The sequence below is a fragment of the Haloferax sp. AS1 genome (assembly GCF_014530665.1).
Taxonomy (GTDB): Archaea; Halobacteriota; Halobacteria; order Halobacteriales; family Haloferacaceae; genus Haloferax; species Haloferax volcanii.
This window is the reverse complement of record NZ_SPSA01000001.1, coordinates 1,348,303-1,372,951: the sequence shown is the minus strand read 5'-3', so window position 1 is coordinate 1,372,951 and position 24,649 is coordinate 1,348,303. Positions and strand designations below refer to the sequence as shown.

The 24,649-nt window shown below is 68.5% G+C and carries 28 protein-coding genes; 18 read left to right on the top strand and 10 right to left on the bottom strand.

Annotation, left to right across the window (positions count from 1 at the left end; genetic code table 11):
- Positions 1–134 precede the first annotated feature (134 nt).
- Positions 135–566: a DoxX family protein gene (locus E4P24_RS07400; protein WP_004043530.1), complete on the bottom strand. Its 432-nt coding sequence runs from the start codon at positions 564–566 to the stop codon at positions 135–137.
- A gap of 368 nt (positions 567–934) precedes the next feature.
- Between E4P24_RS07400 and E4P24_RS07395 the strand changes: the two genes are divergently transcribed.
- The 3 genes from E4P24_RS07395 (at position 935) to E4P24_RS07385 (ending at position 3,275) form a co-directional block, all read left to right on the top strand.
- Positions 935–1,612 carry a winged helix-turn-helix domain-containing protein gene (locus E4P24_RS07395; protein ID WP_115802555.1) on the top strand — a complete coding sequence of 226 codons (678 nt, stop codon included), beginning with the start codon at positions 935–937 and terminating at the stop codon, positions 1,610–1,612.
- A 40-nt stretch (positions 1,613–1,652) separates the two neighbouring features.
- Complete coding sequence (locus tag E4P24_RS07390) at positions 1,653–2,486, top strand: DUF429 domain-containing protein (RefSeq protein WP_115802554.1); 834 nt, start codon at positions 1,653–1,655, stop codon at positions 2,484–2,486.
- Between the two features lie 345 nt (positions 2,487–2,831).
- Entirely contained in the window at positions 2,832–3,275 is a 444-nt protein-coding gene (locus E4P24_RS07385) for a hypothetical protein (protein WP_004043533.1), read from the top strand.
- 12 nt (positions 3,276–3,287) lie between these two features.
- Here E4P24_RS07385 and E4P24_RS07380 read toward each other — a convergent pair whose 3' ends face one another.
- Together E4P24_RS07380 and E4P24_RS07375 are read right to left on the bottom strand one after the other, a co-directional pair.
- Entirely contained in the window at positions 3,288–3,527 is a 240-nt protein-coding gene (locus tag E4P24_RS07380) for a hypothetical protein (protein WP_115802553.1), read from the bottom strand.
- Between the two features lie 79 nt (positions 3,528–3,606).
- Positions 3,607–3,891, bottom strand: a complete 285-nt coding sequence (locus E4P24_RS07375; RefSeq protein ID WP_004043535.1) for an acylphosphatase — start codon at positions 3,889–3,891, stop codon at positions 3,607–3,609.
- A gap of 174 nt (positions 3,892–4,065) precedes the next feature.
- Here E4P24_RS07375 and E4P24_RS07370 point away from each other — a divergent pair, with 174 nt between their 5' ends.
- The 6 genes from E4P24_RS07370 to E4P24_RS07345 all read left to right on the top strand — a co-directional run bounded on the left by E4P24_RS07370 (position 4,066) and on the right by E4P24_RS07345 (position 12,448).
- Positions 4,066–5,427, top strand: coding sequence for a phosphopentomutase/phosphoglucosamine mutase (locus E4P24_RS07370; protein ID WP_115859939.1), 1,362 nt, complete (start codon positions 4,066–4,068; stop codon positions 5,425–5,427).
- A 180-nt stretch (positions 5,428–5,607) separates the two neighbouring features.
- A complete protein-coding gene (locus E4P24_RS07365; protein WP_004063430.1) occupies positions 5,608–6,744 on the top strand; it encodes a BMP family protein in 1,137 nt (378 codons plus the stop codon).
- 224 nt (positions 6,745–6,968) lie between these two features.
- A complete protein-coding gene (locus E4P24_RS07360) occupies positions 6,969–8,528 on the top strand; it encodes an ABC transporter ATP-binding protein (protein ID WP_006600312.1) in 1,560 nt (519 codons plus the stop codon).
- Positions 8,525–9,793, top strand: a complete 1,269-nt coding sequence (locus E4P24_RS07355) for an ABC transporter permease (RefSeq protein WP_004043539.1) — start codon at positions 8,525–8,527, stop codon at positions 9,791–9,793. Before E4P24_RS07360 ends, E4P24_RS07355 begins: the two co-directional genes overlap by 4 nt.
- The gene (locus E4P24_RS07350; RefSeq protein ID WP_188148307.1) at positions 9,790–10,893 is read left to right on the top strand and encodes an ABC transporter permease; all 1,104 of its coding nucleotides are present in this window, start codon (positions 9,790–9,792) and stop codon (positions 10,891–10,893) included. Before E4P24_RS07355 ends, E4P24_RS07350 begins: the two co-directional genes overlap by 4 nt.
- A 139-nt stretch (positions 10,894–11,032) precedes the next feature.
- Positions 11,033–12,448 carry a geranylgeranyl reductase family protein gene (locus tag E4P24_RS07345; protein ID WP_188148306.1) on the top strand — a complete coding sequence of 472 codons (1,416 nt, stop codon included), beginning with the start codon at positions 11,033–11,035 and terminating at the stop codon, positions 12,446–12,448.
- Here the strand turns inward: E4P24_RS07345 and E4P24_RS07340 are convergent.
- Together E4P24_RS07340 and E4P24_RS07335 are read right to left on the bottom strand one after the other, a co-directional pair.
- The gene (locus E4P24_RS07340) at positions 12,423–13,619 is read right to left on the bottom strand and encodes a HAMP domain-containing sensor histidine kinase (RefSeq protein WP_188148305.1); all 1,197 of its coding nucleotides are present in this window, start codon (positions 13,617–13,619) and stop codon (positions 12,423–12,425) included. The two genes, E4P24_RS07345 and E4P24_RS07340, sit on opposite strands and share 26 nt — an antisense overlap.
- Positions 13,620–13,748: 129 nt before the next feature.
- On the bottom strand, positions 13,749–15,032 hold the full coding sequence (locus tag E4P24_RS07335) for an amidohydrolase (protein ID WP_115802549.1): 1,284 nt from the start codon (positions 15,030–15,032) through the stop codon (positions 13,749–13,751).
- Positions 15,033–15,160: 128 nt separating this feature from the next.
- Between E4P24_RS07335 and E4P24_RS07330 the strand changes: the two genes are divergently transcribed.
- The gene (locus tag E4P24_RS07330) at positions 15,161–16,711 is read left to right on the top strand and encodes a Na+/H+ antiporter NhaC family protein (RefSeq protein WP_008607038.1); all 1,551 of its coding nucleotides are present in this window, start codon (positions 15,161–15,163) and stop codon (positions 16,709–16,711) included.
- Complete coding sequence (locus E4P24_RS07325) at positions 16,708–16,971, top strand: hypothetical protein (RefSeq protein WP_170076518.1); 264 nt, start codon at positions 16,708–16,710, stop codon at positions 16,969–16,971. Before E4P24_RS07330 ends, E4P24_RS07325 begins: the two co-directional genes overlap by 4 nt.
- 63 nt (positions 16,972–17,034) lie before the next feature.
- Here E4P24_RS07325 and E4P24_RS07320 read toward each other — a convergent pair whose 3' ends face one another.
- Positions 17,035–17,364: an uS10/mL48 family ribosomal protein gene (locus E4P24_RS07320; RefSeq protein WP_004063449.1), complete on the bottom strand. Its 330-nt coding sequence runs from the start codon at positions 17,362–17,364 to the stop codon at positions 17,035–17,037.
- 158 nt (positions 17,365–17,522) lie between these two features.
- Here E4P24_RS07320 and E4P24_RS07315 point away from each other — a divergent pair, with 158 nt between their 5' ends.
- The 3 genes from E4P24_RS07315 (at position 17,523) to E4P24_RS07305 (ending at position 19,767) form a co-directional block, all read left to right on the top strand.
- Positions 17,523–17,978, top strand: coding sequence for a bis(5'-nucleosyl)-tetraphosphatase (locus E4P24_RS07315; RefSeq protein ID WP_004043548.1), 456 nt, complete (start codon positions 17,523–17,525; stop codon positions 17,976–17,978).
- Positions 17,979–18,149: 171 nt separating this feature from the next.
- On the top strand, positions 18,150–19,142 hold the full coding sequence (locus E4P24_RS07310; protein WP_004063450.1) for a DUF5787 family protein: 993 nt from the start codon (positions 18,150–18,152) through the stop codon (positions 19,140–19,142).
- Positions 19,143–19,167: 25 nt separating this feature from the next.
- The gene (locus E4P24_RS07305) at positions 19,168–19,767 is read left to right on the top strand and encodes a class I SAM-dependent methyltransferase (RefSeq protein WP_006600315.1); all 600 of its coding nucleotides are present in this window, start codon (positions 19,168–19,170) and stop codon (positions 19,765–19,767) included.
- Positions 19,768–19,786: 19 nt separating this feature from the next.
- Here E4P24_RS07305 and E4P24_RS07300 read toward each other — a convergent pair whose 3' ends face one another.
- Positions 19,787–20,287 carry a DUF5797 family protein gene (locus E4P24_RS07300; protein ID WP_004043551.1) on the bottom strand — a complete coding sequence of 167 codons (501 nt, stop codon included), beginning with the start codon at positions 20,285–20,287 and terminating at the stop codon, positions 19,787–19,789.
- 99 nt (positions 20,288–20,386) lie between these two features.
- Here E4P24_RS07300 and E4P24_RS07295 point away from each other — a divergent pair, with 99 nt between their 5' ends.
- From E4P24_RS07295 to E4P24_RS07280, 4 genes are all read left to right on the top strand, one after another.
- On the top strand, positions 20,387–21,160 hold the full coding sequence (locus E4P24_RS07295) for an enoyl-CoA hydratase/isomerase family protein (protein ID WP_115802546.1): 774 nt from the start codon (positions 20,387–20,389) through the stop codon (positions 21,158–21,160).
- 118 nt (positions 21,161–21,278) lie between these two features.
- The gene (locus E4P24_RS07290) at positions 21,279–21,536 is read left to right on the top strand and encodes a hypothetical protein (RefSeq protein ID WP_188148304.1); all 258 of its coding nucleotides are present in this window, start codon (positions 21,279–21,281) and stop codon (positions 21,534–21,536) included.
- A gap of 94 nt (positions 21,537–21,630) precedes the next feature.
- Positions 21,631–21,951 (top strand): transcription factor S, encoded by a 321-nt coding sequence (locus tag E4P24_RS07285; protein ID WP_008574128.1) that lies wholly within the window; start codon positions 21,631–21,633, stop codon positions 21,949–21,951.
- Positions 21,952–21,991: 40 nt separating this feature from the next.
- A complete protein-coding gene (locus tag E4P24_RS07280) occupies positions 21,992–22,636 on the top strand; it encodes a hypothetical protein (RefSeq protein WP_115859943.1) in 645 nt (214 codons plus the stop codon).
- Positions 22,637–22,687: 51 nt separating this feature from the next.
- Here E4P24_RS07280 and E4P24_RS07275 read toward each other — a convergent pair whose 3' ends face one another.
- The 3 genes from E4P24_RS07275 to E4P24_RS07265 form a co-directional block, all read right to left on the bottom strand.
- Positions 22,688–23,413, bottom strand: coding sequence for a methyltransferase domain-containing protein (locus tag E4P24_RS07275; protein ID WP_008574124.1), 726 nt, complete (start codon positions 23,411–23,413; stop codon positions 22,688–22,690).
- Positions 23,410–23,793: a nascent polypeptide-associated complex protein gene (locus E4P24_RS07270; protein WP_081597039.1), complete on the bottom strand. Its 384-nt coding sequence runs from the start codon at positions 23,791–23,793 to the stop codon at positions 23,410–23,412. Before E4P24_RS07270 ends, E4P24_RS07275 begins: the two co-directional genes overlap by 4 nt.
- A gap of 82 nt (positions 23,794–23,875) precedes the next feature.
- Positions 23,876–24,544 (bottom strand): O-methyltransferase, encoded by a 669-nt coding sequence (locus E4P24_RS07265; protein ID WP_004063464.1) that lies wholly within the window; start codon positions 24,542–24,544, stop codon positions 23,876–23,878.
- Positions 24,545–24,649 lie beyond the last annotated feature (105 nt).

Genomic DNA, 24,649 nt, shown 5'->3' with positions numbered 1-24,649 from the left:
CTCCGCGGGCGGGCGTGGTCGACTATTCGGCGGGCGACGAGGGCGTGTCGAATCCGGTCTTGGGTCGGTCACGAATGAGTGTGTGGTGGGTTCGGAGGCCGATGAATCTGTGGGACGGCGTCGGCTCGGCCCGGTCAGAACAGCGTCAGGCCGATGGCGTAGGACCACGTCGTTCCGCTGAGCGCGAGGAAGACGAGCGCGCCGCCGAGCATGACGAGGTTCTTCAGGAAGCCGGTCATCTCGGACTCCCGTTGGTCCTCGGGGACCGCCCAGAAGTCGTGGAACACCGGCGTCCCCACGATGAGGAAGACGGCGACGGCACCGGCGGCGAGCGCGGGGAAGACGCCGAGCGCGATTCCGAGGCCGCCGAAGACGAGCATCCCGCCGGAGACGACGACGCCGAGGCGGGGGGCCGGCAGGCCCTTCATCTCCGCGTAGCCGGTCATGTGGTCGAGGTTCAGGAAGTGGTTGAGCCCCATGAACGCGAGCACCGCGCCGAAGAGGACTCGCGCGAGGAGGAACGCGATGTCCGCGCCGGGGGACGCGAACTGGAGCGCGACGCTCATCTCGGCACCTCCGTCGCGTCGGCGGTCGTGCGGCGGTCCGTCGTCCGGAGTACTACTATCATTGCGTTACCTGGTACGAGACCGAACTGATATATGTGTTTGCTGACATACATGTCACCGGGTAACCGCGCAGGTAGCCGGTTACGGCGGCGTCACCCGCGGGCCAAACAGCGCGCTGCGAACCGACGGTGCATTCCGGTCGAGGCACATTCGGGGTTCGGGAGTGTCTGAACGTTCCGTTCTCGGACCGTATATGGTACATATATGGTAGCGTTGTCCGACCCTCGAAAGATATACCCCGCTTGCCATTGCATATCAAAGCGGGACGTGTCAATCATGATGAAAACGACCAGCGGAGAGTCTCGTATATGACCGAGACGTGGGATTCCGCGGGGTATATCGCAAGCTCACGGTACCGACTGGCCGTGTGCCGATATCTCTCGGAGCACGGGTCGGGACTGCCGTCTCGAATCGCGGCGGAGTCCGACCTCGCACAGCCGCACGTGTCTCGGGCGCTCTCCGAACTTCGGGAGCGGGGCATCGTCGAACTGTTGGTTCCCGAGTCGCAACAGAAAGGGCGTCTCTACGGGCTGACGGACCTCGGTGAACTCGCCTACGAGCGGGTCGCCCTCGACCAGGAGGCCGAGATTACCGTCGTCGACGACGGCGAGTTTCCCGCGCCCGAACTGACCTCGGAGTTACAGGAGGCGTACGGGGACGCACTCCGAGCGGTCGCGTGGTGTGAGCCGGTGCAGACGCGGATTCGCTTCTTCGAGCAGTCGCTTCTCGACCGCTACGACGAGGACACCGTCAAGACGCTCGTCGCGACGCTCACGAACGAGGAGGCCATCGACCAACCGCTCGAAGACCTGCCTATCGGCGGGCCGGAGCTCGTCGCGTTCGCCATCGACAACACGCTCATCGTCCGGGTGCCGCTCGAAGACGGCGTGAAACTGCTCGTCTCGCTCGACGCGAGCATCGACGTGACGCTCAACGAACTCCGCGATTCCTGTCGGCAGATGTCGGCCGTGGCGCTCGACTCCTGAACCCAGAGCTTTTCTCTCGCTCCACGACGTAGCTCGGCCCGTGCCACAGCGATGCGTTTCCCCCGCGGTCGGCGTCGACGGCTGTCGGGCCGGCTGGGTGTGCGCCGTCGCCGGCGACGGCCTCAGCGTGCGAGTCGTCGCGGACTTCGACGCCGTCTGGGACCTCGCCCGCGAGCGAGACGCCCGGCGGGTGCTCGTCGATATCCCCATCGGGCTGCCCGAATCCGACCGCCGCGCGTGCGACCGGGCGGCCCGCGAGCGGCTCGGCTCCCGCGCCGCAACCGTCTTCTTCGCGCCCGTTCGGTCCGTCCTCGACGCCGATTCCCACGAGGCGGCCAGCGCGGCCAACCGCGAGCGGACCGAAGCGGGACTGTCGATTCAGGCGTGGCACCTCGTGCCCAAGATTCGCGAGGCCGACGCCGTTCTCCGCGAGGCGCCGCGCGCCCGAAGCCGAGTGTTCGAATCCCATCCCGAACTCGCGTTCGCCGCGTTCGCCGGCGACCCCCTCCCGGAACCGAAGTCGACGCCCGAGGGGCGCGCCCGCCGCCTCGACGTGCTCGGGACGGCGTTCGGCGGATGCGATGGTCGGAACGGTGACGGCGATGGCGACAGCGACGACGGTTCGGAAGCCGACGCGACCGACGACCGGGAGTTCGACGCCGAGCGCGCCTACCGCGAGACGCTGGACCGGACGCTCCGCCGCGACGTGGCCCGCGACGACGTGCTCGACGCGCTCGTCCTCGCCGCCGCGGCCCGACGCCCGCTCGCAACGCTCCCGAGCGACCCGCCGACAGATGCCGTCGGACTGGAGATGGCGATTCGCGTCCCGACGGACGGGCCACCTCCGCGAACAGAGTTTGACAACCATGCATAATTATTCACGATAGCTGGAAGCACACTAGTATATAGTCAACAATAGTGTGTGGTATTCTCGGAGGAGAAGATATTTATGTGCAGTGTTCAATCGAATAGGTGGCGTGGCCGCTGCCGCCACCACAGAATACCCAGCCCAGCCCAATGCGTGATTCAGTGCCAGCACGCAGTCGGTCGCGCCTCCCGCTGCCTCTACTCGGGTTCGACGACCCCGCCCCGGGCTCGAACCCGACCGTTTCCACGTACTGAGCGGCTGCCTCGGTCGGCGCGTCGCCCGTTCCCGCCCGATTTCGAGCCCCGGCTCTCCGGCCCGAAGCTACATCTGCGACCCATCCTAACCCCGCGTATGTACACCGGCAGGACGGACCAGCCCTGCTGTCTCTGCGACGACCCGAAGACCGTCGCTCGCATCGCGGTCCCCCCGCGGGCGGTGACGCTCATGGAGAACGCCGCCCCCATCGCGTGGCGCGACATCGTCGGGGACGTGACGCTCCAGTTCTGCGAGAGCGACTGGGAACTCGTCACCGAGTTGGTGTTGGACCTCGGCATGCACCCCCTCTCGCGGTGTAACGTCGCCCGCGCGGACTTCAGCATCCGCGAGGACTTCGAGGCGCTCCTGAACAGCACCCGCGACGAACCCGACCAGACCGAACAGGAAGACCGTCTGCTCGCCGAGGCCCGCGCCGTCATCGACGACGCCGACGACCCGATGGTCGAGGAACGCGACCTCGTGGAGGCCCACGTCGTGGTTCGGGCGATGGCCGAACTCGGCGTCGATCGACCCGCGTGAGTCGGCCCCCGCTCACGCGCCGGTTCCCACGCCGAACAGCCGCGTCGACCCCCACGTGAGCACGACGATACCGGCGATGAAGACCGCCAGCGCCGCCATCATGGGAAACGGGTCGAGCGACGGGCCGCCGAGGAACGGCCCGCGGACGATGAGAAACGACGTGCCCATCGAGAGGCCGAGGCCGACGCTCGTCACGAGCGTGAAGAACAGTTTTGCGACGCCGAGTCCCCGCGTGTCGGTCCGGAAGCGCATGGGAACACGTCCCCCGAACCCCGCTTGAACGATTTGGCCGTCTCGCTGATGTTATCGCGCGGTTGTCGAGTTCCTCCGGTCAGCGCTCGATGCGAAACCCGGTCTCGCCGTCCGGTTCCTCGAAGGTAACGTCTACGTCCTCGACGGTCGCCATCGGACTCCCCTCGTGGCACCACTCGACCATCGCCTCCACGTCGTCGCGGGGGCCCTCGAAGACGGCCTCGACGCGACCGTCCGAGAGGTTCTTCACCCAGCCGTCGACGCCGCGGTCGCGGGCGGTGTCGCGGGTCGTCGCCCGGTAGTAGACGCCCTGTACGTGTCCCGAGACGTAGACGTGCGCGCGGGTTCGACCGTGTTCGCTCATGGCTCCCGATTCGACGCCCGCCCTCAAAGGCGTGCTGCCTCGGGCGGTCGATTCGGCGGTTCGCCCGGGAGCCGATTTTCGTCTCGGGAGCGCCCCCCGACCGTCCCGTGCGGCCGCCTCGCACGCGTCCCCCGAACCGTCAGCATCTAAGTACGACCCCGTCAACGCTGGACTATGGAACTCTTCGGCACCGCCGGTATCCGCGGGAGCGCGACGGAGCGAGTCACGCCGGAACTCGCCCTCAGCGTCGGCCGCGCCGCCGGCCGCGCCGCGCTCGAATCGGACGCCTCCGCCGAGTTCGTCGTCGGCCGCGACGGACGGACGACCGGACAGGGCCTCGCCGCCGCCGTCGAAGCCGGCCTGCTCTCCGCCGGCGCGGACGTGACCCGGGTGGGCGTCGTCCCGACCCCGGCGCTCGCGTTCGCCTCGCGTGGTCGCCGCGGCGTCATGCTCACCGCCTCCCACAACCCCCCGACGGACAACGGCATCAAGATGTTCGTCGACGGGCAGGAGTACGACCGCGACCTCGAACGCGACATCGAGACGCGGGTCGGGGCGGACGCGCCCCCGACCGACTGGGACGACTGGGGCGCGACGGGGACGAGCGGCGTCCTCGACGCCTACCGCGACGCAATCGTCGAGTTCGCGGGCCAGCACGGGGCGGACCTCGACGGCCTCTCCGTCGCCGTCGACTGCGGCAACGGGATGTCGGCGCTCGGCACGCCGCAGGTCCTCCGCGACCTCGGCGCGCGCGTCGTCACGCTCAACGGGCAGATAGACGGTCACTTCCCCGGGCGCGAGTCGAAGCCGACGCCCGAGACGCTCGCGGACCTCATCGCGTTCGTCGCCGACGGCGACTTCGACTTCGGCATCGGCCACGACGGCGACGCCGACCGCATCGTCATCATCGACGGGGACGGCGAGGTCGTCCACGAGGACACCGTCATCGCCATCGTCGCCGAGCACTACGTCCGCGTCTCCGACGCCGAGGACCCCGTCGTGGTCACGACGCCGAACGCCTCGGGCCGCATCGACGAGCGGGTCCGCGAGGCCGGGGGTCGCGTCGAACGCGTCCGCCTCGGCGCGCTCCACGAGGGCATCGCAAGCGCCCGCGCCGACGGCGGCGACGTGGTGTTCGCGGCCGAACCGTGGAAGCACGTCCACCCGTCGCTCGGCGGTTGGATAGACGGCGTCGCCTCCGCGGCGCTCGTCGCTCGCCTCGCCGCCGAGTCCGGCATGGCCGGCCTGCGCGAACCGGTTACAGAACGCCCGTATCGCAAGGTGAGCGTCCCCTGCCCCGACGAGAACAAGCGGGCGGCGATGGCGGCGCTCGAAACCTCGCTCCCCGAGGCGATGGCCCCCGAGTCGGTCGACACCGAGTACGGCGTCAGACTGGAGTTTGCCGACGCGTCGTGGACGCTGGTTCGCCCGTCCGGCACGGAGCCATACATCCGGGTGTACGCCGAGGCCGACGACGTTGACGCGCTCGTCGACGAGGTGACGGCCGTCGTCGAGGGCGAAATCGAGGCCGCCTGACGGACGCCGAGCGACTTCGGCGCGGTCGACGCCGCCGACAGTCGGGGGCCGACGCCCGCGACCGTGAGCCGACGGTCCTCGACTGGGATGTGCAAACGTGGTGATGCGACGCCGCTGAAACCGCGAAACGACACCTTTATGCAATTTTCGAGGCCCCTGTCTCAATAGGAGTTCATAGATATGGACAGACGTTCTTTTGTTAAAGCGGCAGGGGTCGCGGGTATCGCGGGCCTCGCAGGTTGTACGGGCGGTCCGTCAGAGGGAAGCGAAGAGACGACGACGGCCGAGCAGACGACCGAGGAGTCCGGCGGCGAGGAGACCACCGCGGCCGAGCAGACGACCGAGGAATCCGGTCCGGCGGCCAACGTCGGCATGGTCTACGCGCTCGGCGGTCTCGGTGACAAGTCGTTCAACGACGCCGCGAAGCGCGGCATCGAACAGGCGGAGTCGGAACTCGGCATCGCCTACGACGAGGCACAGCCCTCGGCGGCCGAGGAGTTCCCGCAGTTCCAGCGCCGGTTCGCGCAGTCGTCGAACCCGGACTACGACCTCGTGTCGTGTATCGGCTACGCGCAGCGCTCCGCGCTCTCCGAAACCGCGCCGAGTTTCTCGGACCAGCAGTTCATGATCGTCGACGACGTTGTCGACGAGGACAACGTGGCGAGCTACCTGTTCCGCGAGGAGCAGGGCTCGTTCCAGGTCGGCTACCTCGCCGGTCTCATCACGACCCAGGAGTTCTCTGCTGGCTCCGGTTCGACGACGGCCGACTCGAAGAGCGTCGGCTTCGTCGGCGGCACCGAGACCGACCTCATCCGCAAGTTCCAGGCCGGCTACGAGGCCGGTGTGGCGCACGCGGACGAGGAGATATCCGTGGACGTGGCCTACGTCGGGTCGTTCTCCGACTCCGCGAAGGGGAAGGAAATCGCCACCTCGATGTACGACAACGGCGCGGACGTCGTCTACCACGCGGCCGGCGGCAGCGGCCTCGGCGTCTTCCAGGCGGCGAAAGAGCAGGGTAAGTTCGCCATCGGCGTCGACTCCGACCAGTCGCAGACCGAGCCGAACTACGCCGATGTCATCCTCGCCTCGATGGTCAAGCGCGTCGAGTCGGCGGTGTACACCTCCGTCGAGAACGTCGTCAACGACGAGTTCAACGGTGGTTCCACTACGACCCTCGGCCTCGAAGAGGACGGCGTCGCCGCCGTCTACGGCGCGGAACTCGGGTCCGAGATTCCGCAGGACGTGAAGGATTCGCTCTCGGAGTCCCGCGAAGCCATCATCGCCGGCGACATCGAGATTCCGACGACGACCGAGTAACGCCACGCTCGACACACGCAGTTTTTTCGACGCCGCGCGCCGAGCGACAGGAATCCCGAACTTCGAGGACAATGTTGCCGCTTTCACACCGCAGTCGGTCGAATATGCTCGCGGGTTGAACGGTTCGAACTCCCCGAGAACCGCCGCAACGCTCCGTGTGGACCACTCCCGCGTCGAGTCGAATCCCACGAGTTTAAGCGAACCCCCCCGAAAAAAGGCTCAAGATGAGCACCGCTGTTCATCTCGACGAAATCACAAAACGGTTCCCCGGCGTCGTGGCGAACGACGACGTGGACCTGACCGTCGAGCGCGGCACGGTGCACGCACTTCTGGGAGAAAACGGGGCCGGCAAGACGACGTTGATGAACATCCTCTACGGGCTCTACGAACCCACGGAGGGGACCGTCCACGTGGACGGAAAACCGCGGGACTTCGATTCGCCCGCGGACGCAATCGACGCCGGAATCGGTATGATTCACCAGCACTTCATGCTGGTCGACCCCATGACGGTCGCCGAGAACATCGTCCTCGGCAACGAACCGCGCAAGTGGTTCGGCACGACCGTCGACCGGGAGCGTGCGCGCCAGGAGGTCATCGACCTCTCGAACCGATACGGATTCGACGTGAACCCCGACGACGCCATCGAGGACGTGAGCGTCGGCGTTCAACAGCGCGTCGAAATCTTGAAAGCACTCTATCGCGGGGCCGACATCCTCATTCTGGACGAGCCCACCGCGGTCCTCACCCCGCAGGAGGTCGAAGAGCTGTTCCGCGTCTTCGAGGAGCTGACCGCACAGGGCAAGACGATTATCTTCATCAGCCACAAGCTCGGTGAGGCCATGCACGCCGCCGACGACATCACCGTCCTCCGAAACGGGAAGAACGTCGGCACCGTGAAGGCCGACGAAACGTCGAACGAGGAACTCGCCGAACTGATGGTCGGCCGCGAAGTCCTCCTCGAACCGAAGGCCGAACCGCAGGAGCCGGGCGACGAGGTGCTCTCGGTGCAGCGGCTCTCGGCCACGGACAACCGCGGCGTGCCCGCCGTCTCGGACGTGTCGTTCGATATCCGCGAGGGCGAGGTGTTCGGCATCGCGGGCGTCGACGGCAACGGCCAGTCGCAGTTGGTCGAGGCCATCACCGGCCTGCGGACGCCGACCGAGGGCTCGATTTCCTACAAGGGCCGGGACATCACCGACGCCTCGCGTCGGTCCCGCATCGACGACGGGATGGCGTACGTCCCCGAGGACCGCCACGAACGCGGGCTCGTGATGGACTTCGACCTCGTCCAAAACGGTATCCTCGGCAGCCAGCACAGCCCGCCGTTCGCCGCCGCCGGCCGAATACACTGGTCCGACGCGCGCGAGCACACCGAGCGAATCATCGACGAGTACGACGTTCGACCGCCGCACGCCGACGCCGACGCCGAGTCCTTCTCCGGCGGCAACCAACAGAAGTTCATCGTCGGCCGCGAGTTCGAACGCGACCCGGACTTCGTCGTCGCCACCCACCCGACCCGCGGCGTGGACATCGGCGCGATGGAGTTCATCCACGAGCGGCTCTTGGACCTCCGAGCGGAGGGGAAGGCGATTCTCCTCATCTCCTCGAAGCTCGACGAGGTACAGGGCCTCTCGGACCGCCTCGGCGTCATGCACGACGGCGAACTCATGGACATCGTAGACCCACGCGACACCACCGAAGAAGAGATTGGCCTGCTCATGGCCGGCGAACGCCCCGACGCCGGCGCGACCGATGCGGAACCGCCCGTGGGTGACGCCAAATGAGCGCGGCCGAAACGGCGAAATCCGTCCTCCGGCGGCTGACGGCCGCCTCCGCGACGGAGCGCATCCTCATCAGCTTCGCCGCGCTCGTCATGGCCGTGGTCATCGGCGCTGGCATCATCCTCGTCTCCGGCCGCGTCACGACGTGCCAGACCGCGGCGACGACGCTGTTCGGAACCGGGTTCTGTTACGACCCCGTCGAAGTGTATCTCGTGCTGTTCAACGGGGCGCTCGGCGAGCCGTTCCTCGTGAACAGCCCGGGAGTTCTCAAACCGCTCAACCCCGACTGGAACCCGCTGAACTTCGGGTTCGCGCTCACGCTCAAGGAGACGACGCTCCTCATCTTCACCGGCCTCTCGGTCGCCGTCTCCTTCCGCGCGGGCCTGTTCAACATCGGGACGCAGGGACAACTCGTCCTCGGCGGCCTCGCCACGGCGCTGTTTTCGTTCTTCGTCGCGCCGCTGCTCCCGTCCGGGCTCGTCGGCGGCCTCATCCTGATTCCGCTCGCGGTCATCGTCGGCGCGCTCGTCGGCGGTCTCTACGGGGCGATTCCGGGCGCGCTCAAGGCGTACGCCGACGCCAACGAGGTCATCACGACCATCATGCTGAACTTCATCGCGGCGCAAATCGCGTTCGTCCTCGTCAGCGAGTTCTTCGGCAACCCCGACTCGCAGGTCGTCGAGACGACGCCGCTTCCCGACTGGGCGACGCTCCTCCCGGTGGCGTTCCCGCAGGGCGGCGACTTCTCGCTTCTCGCGCTCGCGTTCGGCCTCGCGCTCGTCGTCGCCGTCTGGTTCCTGCTCGAACAGACCTCGTTCGGGTACGACCTCCGGACGAGCGGCGAACAGCCCGAGGCCGCCGAGTACGGCGGCGTCGACGCCAAGCGGACGACCGTCACGAGCATGTTCCTCTCGGGCGCGCTCGGCGGGATGGGCGGCGCTATCTGGGTGCTCATGGTCATGGGCAAGTGGCAGGCCGGCGTCCCCTCGCTCGGGTTCGACGGCATCACCGTCTCCATCCTCGCGGGGAACAATCCGTTCGGCGTCGTCCCGGCGGCGCTCCTGTTCGGGACGCTCAAGTCCGGCTCCCTCGCGGTCCAGTTCGGGACCGGCGTCCCGAAACAGCTCGTCGGCGTCCTCCGCGGGCTCATCATCCTGTTCGTCGCGATGCCCGAGTTCTTCCGCATGCTCGGCTCCGCCATCGACCTCGAACCGGACCGCGAGACCGTGGCCACGGACGGCGGCCGCCTCGGAGGTGACGACGAATGAGCACGACCACCATCGACCGACTCCGCGACACCGAACTGTCTTACAGAGCGACCCTCGTCGGCGGCGCGGTGAGCGTCTTCCTGCTCATCGCGCTGCTCGGCCTCGCGTTCCCGAGCAGTATCTGGGGTAACTTCCTCGCCATCCTCACGAGTCGGAGCACGCTCTCGTCGGCGCTGCGGCTCTCGGTGCCCATCACGTTCGCCGCGCTCGGCGGTATCTTCTCCGAGAAGGCCGGCGTGGTGAACATCGGACTCGAGGGGCTGCTCATCATCTCGGCGTTCACCGCGGTCATCACGACGGCCATCGTCGGCCCCGAGATGACCGTCGTCGGCCTCCCGGCCATCTGGATCGGCTTCTTCGCCGGCATCCTCTCGTCGGTGCTGTTCTCGGCGCTGTTCGCCGTGGTCTGCATCCGCTTCAAGGCCGACCAAATCATCGCCGGCCTCGCCGTCTGGCTCATCGCGCTCGGCCTCGCGCCGTTCGCGGCGACCGTCTACTACGGCGGCGTCAACACCGACAACCTCGGGACGACGCTCGGGACGTGGACGATTCCCGTCCTCTCGGACATCCCGATTTTCGGCGCGTTCTTCGACGCCGACCCCGCGGTGTACATGATGCTCGTCGCGGTCCCGGCGTCGTGGTACGTCCTGAACCGCACGGCGTTCGGCCGCCACGTCCGCGCGTCCGGCGAGAACCCCAAGGCGCTCGACACCGTCGGCGTCGACGTGAGCCGCGTCCGCTACGCGGGCGTGCTCCTGTCGGGCTTCCTCGCCGGCATCGGCGGCTCCGCGCTGTCGCTCGGCCTCGGCCAGTTCGTCGGCAACAACCAGACGATGGTCAACGGGAAGGGCTTCATCGCCATCGTGGCGTTCCTCTTCGGGAACTACAACCCCGTCGGCGCGTTCGGCGCGTCGTTCCTCTTCGCGGGGCTGGAGGCCGCCCAGATTCGCCTCCAGCAGGTGCCCGGCTACGGCGTTCCCGACTCGCTCATCCAGACGATTCCGTACGTGACGGTGCTCGTCGTCCTCGCGCTCGTCGGCCGCACCCGCATCCCGGCCGCGTCGGGCGAACACTACGACACCGGCGACGACAACCGCTGAGCGACGCTCGACCTCTCGGATTCCCCGTTTTCAACCCCCGTCGAGCGCCGCGTCTCGTCGCGGTCGCCGCCCTCGGACTCGCCGCACGCGGTCGGTGCGGGAGTAAAGAGTTTTCAGCCCGCGATATGGAGGTGATACCATGTCCACAGACGAGAACGACACCGCCGAGGACTCCTCGGCGAGCCCACGGACCCGGTCCGTGGACGTGGTGGTCGTCGGCGCGGGAACCTCCGGCTGTTACGCCGCCGCCACCATCGCAAACGCGGGCTACGACGTGACCATCGTCGAGCGAAAGCCCGAGGAGGAAGCGGGCCACATCGCCTGCGGCGACGCCCTGAAGGGCGCAGACGCCTTCCCCGAGGCGATTCCGAAGTCGAAAATCGAGCCGGCGTTCACCAACACCGAGGTCGACCACGGCCGCTTCGAGATTCCGCAGGAGGACACCGTCCTCGACATCCCGGTCCCCGGCGAACTCGCCGTCATCGACCGCTGGGAGTACGGCCGGCTCATCATCGAGGGCGCGGAGGAAGCCGGTGCTGACCTCCACTACGACACGGTCGTCCAAGACGTGAAACAGGACGACGACGGCACCGTCACCGGCATCGTCGCCAAGCACGACGGCGAGGTCGTCGAGTACGACGCCGACATCGTCATCGACGGCGCGGGCTCGCTGTCGCTCCTCCAGGACAAGGTGGACTTCTCCGACGCCACCTTCGACACGAACGTCTCCTACCAGCACTTCTCGTCGGCGTACCGCGAGGTCGTCGAGGTCCCCGAGCCCGTCGAGTGGTCGGACGCGCTCGTGTTCAAACCCGCCGAGGTCGCCGCGGGCTACGTCTGGTACTTCCCGCGGACCGAGACCGAAATCAACGCCGGTCTCGGCTTCCAGATGACCGAAGAGCCGATGAAGCTCGTCGACGACCTGAAGAGGGACCTCCGGGAGCGCCCCGAGTTCGAGGGCGCGGAGGTCATCGACAAGCTCGGTGCCGCCCTCCCGACCCGCCGCCCCTACGATTCTGCGACCGCGCCGGGCTACATGGCCGTCGGCGACGCCGCGGCCCACGTCAACCCGACGACCGGCGGCGGCATCGCCGGCGCGGCCTACGCCGGCAAGTACGCCGGCGAGCAGGCCGCTATCGCGCTCGACGCGGGCGACGTGAGCGAGGAGCTGCTGTGGCGCTACAACCAGCGCGTCATGGACCACTTCGGCGGTCGCTACGCCAGCCTCGACGTGTACAACATCCTCTCGACCGCCGTCGACGTGGACGACCTGATGGGTCTCATCGCCTCCATCCCCGGCGAGAAACTGGCCGAGGCGCTCTACTCCGGGACGACCTCGTTCGGCCCGGTCCTCCTCGCGCAGACCGCGGCGTCGAGCTACGGTCACTGGAGCCAGATTTACGAGTTCTTCAAAATCAAGCGTCTGGCCGACGAACTGTTGGCCCACTACGGCCGCTATCCGAGCCGGCCGAGCGCCCTCGAAGGGTGGCAAGTCGAGCGGGACCGCATCATGGACGACATCTACGAACTCACGGGCGCGGACCCGAAGTACTGACCTCGGACTCCGCCGCGAACGAGACGCCCCGGAACTCGAACCGCGCGCCCCCGTTTTTGCCGGTCGTCGCCGCCACCTCCCAGCCGTGAGCGTCGGCGACGCCGGCGACGATGGCGAGACCGAGACCGGTCCCCCGCGAGTCGGTGCTGTATCCCGACTCGAAGATGCGGTCTTGTTCTTCCGGCGGGATGCCGGGGCCGTCGTCCTCGACGAAAAAGCCGTCTTCGAGCGGGCCGACGCGGACGTTGACGCCAGGCGTCCCCCCGTCGGCGTCGGCTCTCGCCCGGCGGCCGCTCGCGTCGGCTGCGCTCTTGTCGGCGGCGGGAGACGGGGTCTCGGTCGGAACGTCGCGGCTCGCGGTCTCGTCTGGGGACTCCCGGCGGCTCGTCGAGCCGTGTTCGACCGCGTTCCGAAACAGGTTCTCGAAGACGGCGGTGAGCCGGCCCCGGTCGGCGAGCAGCCTCGCGTCGGCCTCGACGGTGAGTCCGGACGCCCCGAGACTGGTGTTCGTCACCGCGTCGGCGGCCACGGTGGCGAGGCTGACGGGTTCGACCTCGCCGACCTCCTCACCGACGCGGGCGAGTTGGAGCACGTCCTGAATGAGCGCCTCCATCCGGTCGTGGGCGTCAGCGACCGTCGAGAGGTGTTCGGTTCCGTGCCCCTCGCGGGCGAGTTCGAGTCGCATCTGGGCGACGTTCAGCGGGTTCCTGAGGTCGTGGGTGACGACCGACGCGAACTGGTCGAGCCGGTCGTTGCGGCGGCGCAGTTCCGTCTCGCGGGCGTCGCGGTGGGTCGACCACCGGACCGCGCCGACCGCGAGCGCGACCGACCCGACGAGGAGCGTCCCGTCCTCGAAGACGAGCGTGACCGCCTCGGGCTGGGCGACGACCTCGTCGACCGCGTCGCTGACGGCGTAGACGGCGAACAGCGCGGTCCCGGCGTACAGCGGCCGCCAAACCGTCGGCACGTGGCGGACGCCGCCGACGACGAACGCGCCGGCGACGGGAATCGGAATCAAGAGGAGTTCGACTGCGAACCGGAGCCAGTAGACCTCGGAGCTGTGGGGGAAGACGGCGACCTGGACGACCGCGACGCCGACGGCGATGCCGACGACTGCGAGACCCGGACGCAGGTCTGTGTCTTCGGTCGATTCACCGCCGAGGAACCCCATCGCTGCCGGCTATGCACGGGGGGGACAAATAACCGCTGGCGGTTCGTCGCGGGCTGTTCGGCCGGCCGTGCGCCGTTTCCGACGCGGTAACGCGGCCCGAGATGGCTCGAACGACGCGCTCGGACCGTCTTAGGGACGCTCGGTCGCAATTCGGTCGACGCTTGCGGCGAGCACGTCGACGGCGATGCGGATGGTCTCTTCGTCAACGTCGAACGTCCGGGTGTGGTGGCCGCCGGGGTGGTCCGTGCCGACGCCGACGTAGGCCGCCAGCCCGCCGCGGTCCTGGACGTGCTGCATGAGGTAGGTCGCGTCCTCGCTGCCGCCGAGGTCGTCGCGGTCGAGAATCGAGGTGACGCCCTCGACGCCCTCGCTCACGCCGCCGACGATGGCCGCGAGCGCGTCGTCGCTGCGGGCGCTCGGGGCCTTGCCCTCGACCCCGATTTCGACCTCGCAGTCGTGCATCGCGGCGGCCGACTCGATGACCGTGTGAGCGCGGTCTTCCATGTACTCCATGAGCTCCGTCGTCGCGCCGCGCACCTCGCCTTCGATGAACGCCTCCTCGGCGACGATGTTCGTGGCGGTCCCGCCGCCCATCAGGCCGACGTTGACGCGGGTCGCGCCGTCCGAGTGCCGGGAGATACCGTAGAGGTTCTGCGTGGCCGCCGCGGCCGCGAGGTTCGCGTTCTTCCCCTCCTCGGGCTTCGCGCCCGCGTGGGCCGGCGCGCCGGTGAACTCGGCGCGGAAGTGCGAGACCGCGAGGAAGCCGTCGATGCCGCAGACGACCTCGCCGGTCGGGTGGTCGAGACCGACGTGGAGCGCGAGCAGGTAGTCCACGTCGTCGAGGTGGCCGCCCTCGGCGACGGCCTTGCCGCCGGCGACCTGCTCTTCGCTCGGCTGGAAGAACAGCTTGAACGTCCCCTCGAAGTCGGAGTCGATGACGGCGTCGAGGACGCCGAGGCCGATTGTCGCGTGGGCGTCGTGGCCGCAGGCGTGCATGAAGCCCTCGTTCTCGGAGCGGAAGCCCTCGGCGGCCGGGAGGTGGTCGTCGGCCTCGGACTCGGGGATGGGGAGCGCGTCGATGTCGACGCGGAGGCCGACGGTCGGCCCCTCGCCGCGCTCGACGACCGCGACCGCGCCGGTGTAGCCGCCGGCGAGGCGGTCGAGTACGTCCTCGCGCGCGCCGGCCTCGCGGGCCCGCTCGACCCACGCGTCGAGTTCGGCGTCGTCGGGGACGGCCATGCGCTCGTCGGCGTCGAGCGTCTCGGGGCCGACGTAGAGCGCGTCGAGGTCGCGCGTCTCCAGTTCGTCGACGAGGCGGGCGGTGGTGTAGAACTCGCACCACGCGGGTTCGGGGTGGCGGTGCAGGTCGCGTCGAAGCGAGACGAGGTCGTCCATCGTCGCTCGGTGGCTCATGTCTGGACTCTTTTCCCCCGGCGATGATAAACGCTCCCGACGTTTCGTGGGCAAGAAACGCAAGTTTGGAAGAAATAGTTGGAGGAAATTCGTGCCTATTATATATCCCAGTCAAGCTCTGACAAACGATGCCAGAAGAACCGGACATCGAGCTCAGTTTCCGTGGCGGGCGCCTCGTGAGCGCCCTGCCCATCGCCCTGTTCATCGCGTGGGCGATTTTCCAGAGTGGTATCCTCGGTATCGGCGATACGACCGGCCTCGTCGCGGGGATGCTGACAGGACTCATCGCGGGACTGCTGTTCGTCCGGGGAGATTGGAAGGACTACGCGGACGTCATCTTCGCCGGCATGACCCGCCGGGTCGCCGCGACGGCGGTCGTCGCGTGGCTCTGGGCGGGCATGTTCGCAGAGACCATTCAGGTCGGCGGCTTCGTCGACGGCCTCGTCTGGGCGGCCACGGTCCTGAACGTCGGCCCGGGGCTGTTTCCGGCCGTGACGTTCCTGCTCGCGGCGCTCCTGGCGACCGGTATCGGCACCGGCTACGGCACCGCAATCGCCTTCACGAGCCTCGTCTTCCCGGCGGGGCTGCTCCTCGGCGCGAACCCCGTGTTGCTGTTCGGCGCGATTCTCTCCGGCGCGGTGTTCGGGGACAACCTCGCGCCCGTCAGCGACACGACCATCGTCTCCGCGGTCACGCAGGACGCCGACATCGGCGGCGTCGTCGCCTCCCGCGTGAAGTACGCCGTCGTCGCGGCGGCGTTCGCAATCGCGGCGTACCTCGTCGCCGGCTTCGGTATCCCCGGCGTCTGGGGCGGCATGCCGCACGTCGACGTGGCCGGCGAGGTCTCCGCGTCGGTGTCGCCGTGGGGGCTCGTCCACCTGCTCGATATCGCCGTGGTCATCGCCCTCGCCGTCCGCGGGCGGCACATCATCGAGGCCGTCTCGTGGGGGCTGCTCCTCGCGGCGGCGTTCAACGTCGCGCTCGGCGCGGCGAACCTCGTGGACGTGTCGGCCGGGAGCATGCTCCTGTTCAGCGCGCCGCAGAACGGCCTGACGCAGGCGGTCGAGGCGCTGCCGCTCCTCGGTGCCGTCGTCGAGACCGTCCCCGCGGGACAGGTCGGCGTCGGCGGCAGCGTCTACTCCGGCGCGGCCGGCTTCTTCCCGCTTATCGTCCTGACGCTGTTGCTCGTCGCGGGCGCGGAAATCATGCGCGCCGGCGGCGGCTTCGACGCGATTCAGGAACTCGTCATCGACCGCGTCGCCACGACGGTCCGTCGTGCGGAGACCACGATGGTCGTCGGGACGGCGCTCGTCAACGCGACGGTCACCATCAACACGGCGGCCGAAATCGCAATCGCGCCGTACATCGCCACGCTCGGCAAGCGCTTCAACATCAACGGCTACCGCCGCGCCAACATCCTCGACGCCAACACCTCGGCGCTCGGCTACATCTTCCCGTGGGGCGGCGGCCTCCTCGCCGGCTACGGGGCCATGCAGGGTCTCGTCGGCGGCGAGGCGACGCCGTGGTTCACGGCCGAGATGCTCGTGAACCCCGCGTCGGTCTTCCCCTACGTGTTCCACGGCTGGTTCCTCGTGGCGGTGTTCCTGCTCGCCGCGTGGACCGGCTACGGCCGCGAGTACGTCTCCGACCGCACGAGTGAGGAGGTGAGCCGCGTATGAGCCGCCTCGACAAGCTCTTGGCCGGCTGGACGTTCCGCACCGCGACGCCGACGTTCGAACCCGGCGAGGTCATCACGGCCTACGTCAGCGAGCGCAACGGCGACGGCCTCACCGTCCGCATCGGCGACTCGGTCATCCGGGTCGAAGACGGCGAAGGGGCGGCCGTCGAGGACAAGGTTCGGCTGAAGGTCACGTCGTTCGACGCGACCAACCACGTCGGCACTGGCGACGTGGTCGAGGTGCTCGGACCGGACGCCTGAGCGGCCGAAAAACCGGGACGAAAAAACGCAGCCCGCGTCTCTTTTTGCGTGCCGTCGCCGCCGTCAGCGACGGTGGCCCAGCGGCTTTTTCTGTTCGACTTCGATTTCGACGTGGACGCTGTCGGGGAACTCCCTGAGGCCGACTTCGCGGGCAATCTGGTCCGCGCCGTGGATTTCGAGCCGGCGGGTGTAGACGGGGTAGGACCACGACGAGAACTGGTCGCCGGGCTGGAGCGTCCGGTACTGCGGGACGCTCACCTGTTTCGGCTGGTCGGAGTGGGGGCCGCGGCACTCCGCGCCCTTCCGCTCGATGAACTGCTTGAGGTCGTCGACCACTCGGTCGAGGACCGCCTTATCACCGCTTTGAAAGGTGAGTTTCGTGACGAAGGCCATAGCTGGGTACTACTCCTTGTTGCACGCTCCGACGGTAAAAGCGCATCTACACGAACCGGGGACTTCGGGCTCCTCACCCCGAATCCCGAGTGAAAAACCGTGCGAACGCGCTACATCCTCCGATACCCTCTTAAAGGGTGGCACGTTTATTTCGGGTAATGGCAGTCGAAGCGGTCAGCGCTGGAGCCATTCTCTTCCGCGACACCCGCGGCCGGAGGGAGTACTTACTCCTGAAGAGCCGTCCCGGGGACTGGGAGTTCCCGAAGGGCGGGGTCGAAGGGGACGAGGAGCTTCAGCAAACGGCAATCAGGGAGGTCAAAGAGGAGGCGGGAATCCAAGATTTCCGCCTCATCGACGGCTTCCGCGAGGACTACAGCTACGTCTTCGAGGCGAACGGGACGACGATTCACAAGACGGTTCACCTCTTTATCGCGCGGTCGTTCGAGGCGTCCGCGGAGCTCTCGACGGAGCACCGCGACCTCCAGTGGCGCGACTACGAGCAGGCCATCAACACCATCACGCAGGACGGCCCCCGCGAGATATTCGAGCGCGCCCACGAGTTCCTCGACGACCTCGCCGCGAAAAACGAGGGCGAACACAAGTACCTGAAGTAGCGTCGGCCGAACCGGCCGACGCCCGAGACGCGACGCCAGCGAGCGACAGCGCCGCGCGTCGGCGGGGCGGCGCGGGCGGCGACAGCCGCGGTATCATCTGCGTCATCGTCGGGCCGAACGCCGAAGCCCCCCGACCGAAACGCCTTCGGCCTCCCGCCGCAACTCCCGGTCGTGAGCGACGCCGCCGACCGCGACCGCGACCGTGACCCCGAGTTCGCCTTCGAGCTCCGGGTCTGTCGCTGGGCCGAGCGCGCGTGGCATCCCGACGGCCCGCGCCCCGCGTTCGTCGCCCGACAGCTCGGCACCCGACAGCGCCGCTGGGACACCGTCGTCGTCGAGGTCGACCCCGAGGCGTTCGCCGCCCGGCGCGCCCTCTCGACCGACGGCTTCGACTCGGACCTGTTGCGCGTCGTCCGCCACGCGCCCGCCGAGTGGGCGTGGTACAGAGACGCCATCCCCGAACCCGACTTCCCGTGGCGACACGTCGTGCCCGCGGTCCACCGCGCGGCGGGGCTCGGCCTCGTCGAGAAACGCCGCGGCTCGCGGAACCGCGTCGAGTACCGCCGGACCGCACCGTACCCCGACTGGGTCGAGCGCGTCGTCGCCATCGAGAACAAGCCGAACCTCGACGCCAGCGCCGCCCGCGCGCTCGCAGACCAACTCGAACACGACGTGTCGCGGGCGCTCGCCGACGAGGTCTGGGTCGCCACCGAGGTGACGGGCCGGCGGGTCGAACCCGCCCTGCTTGAAGACTTGCCGGTCGAAGTCGGCATCCTCGGCGTCGACGGCGACTCGGCGGAGGTGCTGTGGCACCCGAGCTCGCTCTCGCCCGACTCCGAAGACGCCCGGCGGCGACTCGTCCTCGCCGAGCGCGCCTTCGACCGCGGCTGGCGCAACTACGTGGACACGATGCGACCCGACTGCCGACAGTTCGAACTCGACCGGCGCGGCCGGGCGCTCGTCCCGCGGTGCGCCGCGAAAGACTGCTATCAGAGCCAGCGCGAGTGCGCCCACTCGTGTCCGTCGTTCGAGCCGGAGCCGCCGGCGTGGCGGATGAACGGCTGGCCCATCGAGGGCGGCCCCGGCAAGGGCGTCCGCCGGATTCTGGAGGCGCGGCGCGAGCGCGAACGAGACCGCGCCGAGCGCGGCAGTGAGAACGCCTAACTTCGCGCCCCGCCGACCGAGCGGTATGGAACGATTCCAGAACACGAGCCTGCCGGACTGGGACTGGTGGGGGAAGCTCTGGCCGACGCCGGGCGAGACGCTTCGGGACCTCGGGCTGTCGGCGGGCGACACCGTCGTGGAAATCGGGTGCGGAAACGGCTACTTCGCGCTCCCCGCGGCGCGAATCGTCGCGCCGGCCACGGTGTACGCGGTCGACCTCGACGACGACCTCCTCGCGGAACTCGGCCACCTCGCCGCCCAGCAACGCATCGACAACGTGGTCTCGGTCCGCGGCGACGCCCGCGAGCTTTCGGCGCACGTCTCGGACCCCGTCGACGTGGCGCTGTTCGCCAACGCGTTCCACGGCGTCGACGACCCCGAGGAGTTCCTGACGGAAGTCGAGTCGGTCCTCGACGACGACGGCCGGTTCGTCGTCGTCAACTGGCGGCCGCTCCCCCGAGCGGAGACGACCATCGCTGGCGAACCGCGCGGCCCGCCGACCGACCTGCGGCTCGGCCCGGAGGAGACCGCGGCGATGGTCGAAGAGGCGACCGACCTCGCTGTGACGGCGGAACTCGATATCCCGCCGTACCACTACGCGCTGGTGTTCGAGCGGCGCGAATAACGACCGCGGAGGCGGGCGGTTAGACGACTTCCACGTCGACCTCGTCGCGCTCGACGGCGAGGCGGAACGTGGGGACGGTCCGGTAGACGACTTCGATGACGCCCTTGCGGCGGAGGCTCTGGAGCGCGCGGCGCACGTCGTCAACGTCGGGGTCGATGTCGAACTCGTCGCGGAGCTTGTTGAGGACGCTGACGACGCTCTCGGAGCGCTCGTCGGGGCCGGCGACGACCTCGAAGACGCGGGCTTCGAGCGAGGGGACGCGGATGACGCTCGGCACGGATTCGGCCTCGTCGTCGCCCTCGACGCCGGGTTCGACGCCGACGAGTTCGGCCGCCTCGGCCGTCGCGCGGATGAGGCTGTTGTCGTCGCGGTAGTAGTAGTCTTTCAGCTCGGATTCGAGGTAGCGGTGGACCTCGCTCCCGCTTTCGAGGTCCCAGCGGTTCTGTAACTCCTTGTTCTTCGTCGGCTGGAGCCGGACGATGTCGGCGAGGCGTTCTTCCGCCTCGTCGGAGAGCGTCATATCGGTGGATTCGACGGAGGGGCTATAACGTTGTTCTGGATTCTTCAGCGCGACCGGCGAACGTTAATTATTATCCCTGTGCCTCGCGTCGCCCCGAGTATGAGCTGGGACACCCTCCGACTCGACTGGGACGGCGACGTGGCGACCATCACCATCGACCGCCCCGAGCAGATGAACGCGCTCAACGCGGACACGCTCGACGCGCTCGAAGACGCCCTCGACGAGGCCGAAGCCGACGGCGCTCGGGTGGTCGTCCTCACCGGCGCGGGCGACGAGGCGTTCATCGCGGGCGCGGACATCGGCTACATGAAAGACATCGGAACGCCCGCCGCGCAGAACTACGCCGAGCAGGGCCACCGCATCGCGACGCGCTTGGAGGAGTTCCCCGCGCCGACCGTCGCGGCCATCAACGGCTACGCCTTCGGCGGCGGCATGGAGTTCGCGCTGGCGTGCGACCTCCGGGTCGCCTCCGAGCGCGCGCTCCTCGGGCAGACCGAAATCGACCTCGGCATCATGCCCGGGTGGGGCGGGAGCGTCCGCCTGCCGGCGCTCGTCGGCGACGAGGTCGCCCGCCGGCTCATCTTCTTCGGCGAGCGCATCGACGCCAGCGACGCCCACGAGTACGGCATCGTCGGCGAGGTCGTCGCCCACGACCAACTCGACTCGCACGTCGAAGACCTCGCCGCCGACCTCGCGTCGAAGCCGCGGCACGCCCTCGCGGGCGCGAAAGCCGCCATCAACATGTCCCACGACGCGCCGCGGGACGCCGCGCTCGACTTCGAAGCCCGCGTCTGGAGCGGCCTGTTCGGCACCCACGACCAGCGCGAGGGGATGGAGGCGTTCCTCGACAAGCGCGACCCCGACTTCGAATAGAACCGAGAGAGCTCTTGTTTCCGGTTTATTCGGGCGATTCGAGTCACCGATTCTCCCGCATAGCCGTGCTAGCACGGCTCCGACAACTGCTAATACGCTCTATGTATAATGAATAATCGTGAAAGAATCAATCACGCTCGCCCGCGTCGAATCCCTCCTCGAAGACCTGTCGTACCCGGTCTCGCGCCGGGACGCCGCGACCTCCTTCGACGGTGTGACGGTGCTCATGGCCGACGGGAACGCCGACCTCGGTGAGTTAGTCCGGAACTGCCTCACGAGCGAGTTCACCGACGCGAAGGACCTGTACTACGAACTGAACAACGCGATGCCAATCGAGGCGCTCGGCGAACCGGGGCAGTCCGACGGCGACGCCTGAGTCGCCCGCTCGGCACCGGCTTTTTTCAGCGCTCACCCCGCGAGCGCGGCGCAATCCTGACGCTTAAGTCCCTCAAGCGGTAGGACGTACTATCATGGAGTTTTGCGACGACTGCGGGTCCCTGATGACGCCGCAAGACGGCGTCTGGGTCTGTCCGAACGGCCACGAGAAAGCCCGAGACAGCGAAAAAGAGAAGTCGATGGTCACGACCGAGGGCCAGGAGTCCAGCGAGGTCGTCGACATGTCCGACGTGGACAACGCCGACATCGGCCCGACGACGAAGGCCATCTGCCCGAAGTGCGGCCACGACGTGGCGCGCTACGAGATGAAGCAGATTCGCTCGGCCGACGAGTCCGAGACGCGCTTTTTCACCTGCGTCGAGTGCGACCACAAGTGGCGCGAAGACGACCACTGAGCGACCCGCTTTTTTCAGCCCTCCGTCCGTAACGCGGGGCATGGCCGACGCGCCCGCCCCGCCGACGCTCCCGCCGCTGGAGGGTTGGGTCCGCGTCGACGACGCGACGGACCGCCCGTTCGAACTCGGCCCCGTCAGCGTCGTCGCCCGGACGGTCGTCTACGAGGACGCCGCCATCCGCGAGCGCGTGCCGGCGACCGCCGACGGCCCGTGGCGCTTTCTGTTCGCCAGCCGCCTCGAAATCCGGCCGCACACACCGCCGTCGAAGTCGCTGACGAAACTGGTCGGCAAACGAGCGAGCGCCGGCTTCCGGTCGCGCCTCGAAGCCCGCGGCTTCTCGGACGTTCGGCGCGTCGAGTCGCGGACGCTCCGGGTACGAGTTGGCGGCGGTGGCGACGGCCAGCGCGACGCCGGCCGAGACGACGACACCCGAGGAGACGACGCGACCGAATCCGAGGCCGACGTGATTCGCTACGCCGCGACCGTCGAACTCGCCGGGGTCGAACTCGCCGCGGACGCCTACCTCGCGGTGACGCCGGTCGACGGCGAGTTCCGCCTGACCGGCGGCGCGTACCCCCGCGAGGTCCGCGGTGGCGACGGGGAGACGGCCGCGGCGCTCCGCGAGGCAATCGACCCGGAGCGGTTCAGAGAAGAGCTGTTTCGCGTGATTCGCGGCGTCGGGTGAGGGAACGAAGTCGGGCCGAAAGAGCGGTTGGCCCGCCGGCGTCGGACTCGCTCACTCGTTGCGGGCGAACACGAGGTAGCCGGTGTGGCCGACGCCGGCGGTCGAGGGGCGCGACCCGCGGTCGTTGAAGTCCATCTGTCGCTGAATCGTCTCGAACGTCTCCACGTCCGAGAGCCCCGCCTCTCTGGCGGCTTCGACGGCCGCGCGCGTGCCCTCCACGAACGGGGAGTAGACGGCGACGTAGCCGCCGGTCACGAGCAGGTCGGGCGCGTGGCGGACGACCTCTGGCGCGTTCTCGGTGTCGAGCGTGAGCGCGTCGAACCCCGAGTCCGCGAGGTCGTCGAGTTCGTCGGTGATGTCGCCGGTGCGAACGTCGACGCGCTGTTCGACGCCCGCGAGACGCATGTTCTCGCGAGCCACGTCCGCGAACTCGGCGTCGCGTTCGAACGTCGTCACGTCGACGCCGAGGCGGCCGAGGTACGCCGAGAGGACGCCCGTGCCGGTGCCCGCGTCGAGGACCCGCTCGCCGGCCGCGATACCCGTGTGGCCGACGATGAGGCCGATATCGCGCGGCATCATCGGCGCGCCGGTGCGCTCGAAGTGGTTGAAGAGGTCCGGGCCGCGCGGCTCGCGGACGAGGAACTCCTCGCCGATGTGGGTTTCGAGCGTCTGGCCGGCTTCCACGTCCTCGGGGACGGTGAGCATCCCGAGGTCGGTGTGCAGTTCGTCGCCGGGCGCTCGGAGGTACTCCCGGTCGCCGTGGACGAGGAGTATCACTCCAGTCGCGCGATGGCCGCGGCGAGGTCGCCGTCTTCGGCCTCCAGCGCTTCGCGGGCCTCGTCCTCGGGGACGCCGGCGCGCTGGGCCACGATGGCAACGTCGTCGGCCGGGATGGCGTCGGCGGCCTCGGCGGACTCGACGGACTCGTCGCCGCCGTCGTCGCCGGCACCGAGTTCGCGCGTCTCGGGCTCGCCGACGATTTGATACGTCTCTTGGCCCTGCGCGTCCATGCGCGTGACCTGCGCGTCGCTGAAGACGAGCTCCTCGTCGCCCGTCTTGATGACGACTTCCTCGGCATCGAGCTCCGTCACGTCGATGCCCATCTGCTTCATCATCTGCTTCATCTTTCGCGGGTTCATCCCGCCGCCTCCAAACATACCCGAACGGTCGGGGTGGGCGCTCAAAAGCGTGGCGAACGTCGGTGCGCGGCGGTCGGTGCGCGTCCCGGCGGTCGCGCGCTCACTCGACCCGCGTGCTGACCGCGAGGCCGCTGCCGACCGGGAGGACGATGGTCTCGTACCGCGGGTCGGCCCGGACCGCGTCGAGGAACGCCGCGATGCCGCGGGTGTCGGCGTCGGCTCCGTCGAGGGCCTCGGCCCGGCCTTCGCTCCAGTCGGTGAGCGCGCCGAAATCGACCGGGCCGCGCATCACGTTGTCAGCGACGACGACTCCGCCGACCGCGACGCGGTCGGAGACGAGGTCGAACGCCTCGGCGTAGCGGTGTTTCTGGTGGTCCAACAACACGAGGTCGAACTCGCCGTCGACGCCCTCGAACAGGTCGAGCGCGTCGCCTTCGAGGAACGTCGTCCGGCCGGCGAGGCCGGCCCGGTCGAGAAACTCCCGCGCCATGTCGAGTTCGTGGGCGTCGTGTTCGGTCAGGAAGAGTTCTGCGTCGTCGGCCATCCCCTCCGCGAACCACGTCGCGGAGTAGCCGAAGCCGGAGCCGAACTCGAACAGCCGCGTCGCGTCCGCGAGGTGCGCGAGGACGCGGAGCACGCCGCCCGCCTCGGGGCCGATGATGGGAAAGCCGTGCTCGTCGGCGTAGGCGGCCATCTCGGCCTGCACCGCGTCGTGTTCGGGCGCGGTCGCCGCGAGGAACCGCCGCGTCTCGTCGGTCAGGATGTCCATGGCGAAGCAGGGCGCGCGAGCGACATAAAATCGGTCGCCGCGGCCGCGTTCGCGGGGACACCGTCACACCCTCGGTCGCGCGCTCACGGTCGGAGACAGCGACCG

Coding starts and splice junctions, on each gene's coding strand:
- E4P24_RS07400 (WP_004043530.1), bottom strand. CDS start 566: ATGAGCGTCGCGCTCCAGTTCGCGTCCCCCGGCGCGGACATCGCGTTC.
- E4P24_RS07395 (WP_115802555.1), top strand. CDS start 935: ATGACCGAGACGTGGGATTCCGCGGGGTATATCGCAAGCTCACGGTAC.
- E4P24_RS07385 (WP_004043533.1), top strand. CDS start 2,832: ATGTACACCGGCAGGACGGACCAGCCCTGCTGTCTCTGCGACGACCCG.
- E4P24_RS07380 (WP_115802553.1), bottom strand. CDS start 3,527: ATGCGCTTCCGGACCGACACGCGGGGACTCGGCGTCGCAAAACTGTTC.
- E4P24_RS07375 (WP_004043535.1), bottom strand. CDS start 3,891: ATGAGCGAACACGGTCGAACCCGCGCGCACGTCTACGTCTCGGGACAC.
- E4P24_RS07370 (WP_115859939.1), top strand. CDS start 4,066: ATGGAACTCTTCGGCACCGCCGGTATCCGCGGGAGCGCGACGGAGCGA.
- E4P24_RS07365 (WP_004063430.1), top strand. CDS start 5,608: ATGGACAGACGTTCTTTTGTTAAAGCGGCAGGGGTCGCGGGTATCGCG.
- E4P24_RS07360 (WP_006600312.1), top strand. CDS start 6,969: ATGAGCACCGCTGTTCATCTCGACGAAATCACAAAACGGTTCCCCGGC.
- E4P24_RS07355 (WP_004043539.1), top strand. CDS start 8,525: ATGAGCGCGGCCGAAACGGCGAAATCCGTCCTCCGGCGGCTGACGGCC.
- E4P24_RS07350 (WP_188148307.1), top strand. CDS start 9,790: ATGAGCACGACCACCATCGACCGACTCCGCGACACCGAACTGTCTTAC.
- E4P24_RS07345 (WP_188148306.1), top strand. CDS start 11,033: ATGTCCACAGACGAGAACGACACCGCCGAGGACTCCTCGGCGAGCCCA.
- E4P24_RS07340 (WP_188148305.1), bottom strand. CDS start 13,619: ATGGGGTTCCTCGGCGGTGAATCGACCGAAGACACAGACCTGCGTCCG.
- E4P24_RS07335 (WP_115802549.1), bottom strand. CDS start 15,032: ATGAGCCACCGAGCGACGATGGACGACCTCGTCTCGCTTCGACGCGAC.
- E4P24_RS07330 (WP_008607038.1), top strand. CDS start 15,161: ATGCCAGAAGAACCGGACATCGAGCTCAGTTTCCGTGGCGGGCGCCTC.
- E4P24_RS07325 (WP_170076518.1), top strand. CDS start 16,708: ATGAGCCGCCTCGACAAGCTCTTGGCCGGCTGGACGTTCCGCACCGCG.
- E4P24_RS07320 (WP_004063449.1), bottom strand. CDS start 17,364: ATGGCCTTCGTCACGAAACTCACCTTTCAAAGCGGTGATAAGGCGGTC.
- E4P24_RS07315 (WP_004043548.1), top strand. CDS start 17,523: ATGGCAGTCGAAGCGGTCAGCGCTGGAGCCATTCTCTTCCGCGACACC.
- E4P24_RS07305 (WP_006600315.1), top strand. CDS start 19,168: ATGGAACGATTCCAGAACACGAGCCTGCCGGACTGGGACTGGTGGGGG.
- E4P24_RS07300 (WP_004043551.1), bottom strand. CDS start 20,287: ATGACGCTCTCCGACGAGGCGGAAGAACGCCTCGCCGACATCGTCCGG.
- E4P24_RS07295 (WP_115802546.1), top strand. CDS start 20,387: ATGAGCTGGGACACCCTCCGACTCGACTGGGACGGCGACGTGGCGACC.
- E4P24_RS07285 (WP_008574128.1), top strand. CDS start 21,631: ATGGAGTTTTGCGACGACTGCGGGTCCCTGATGACGCCGCAAGACGGC.
- E4P24_RS07280 (WP_115859943.1), top strand. CDS start 21,992: ATGGCCGACGCGCCCGCCCCGCCGACGCTCCCGCCGCTGGAGGGTTGG.
- E4P24_RS07270 (WP_081597039.1), bottom strand. CDS start 23,793: ATGTTTGGAGGCGGCGGGATGAACCCGCGAAAGATGAAGCAGATGATG.
- E4P24_RS07265 (WP_004063464.1), bottom strand. CDS start 24,544: ATGGACATCCTGACCGACGAGACGCGGCGGTTCCTCGCGGCGACCGCG.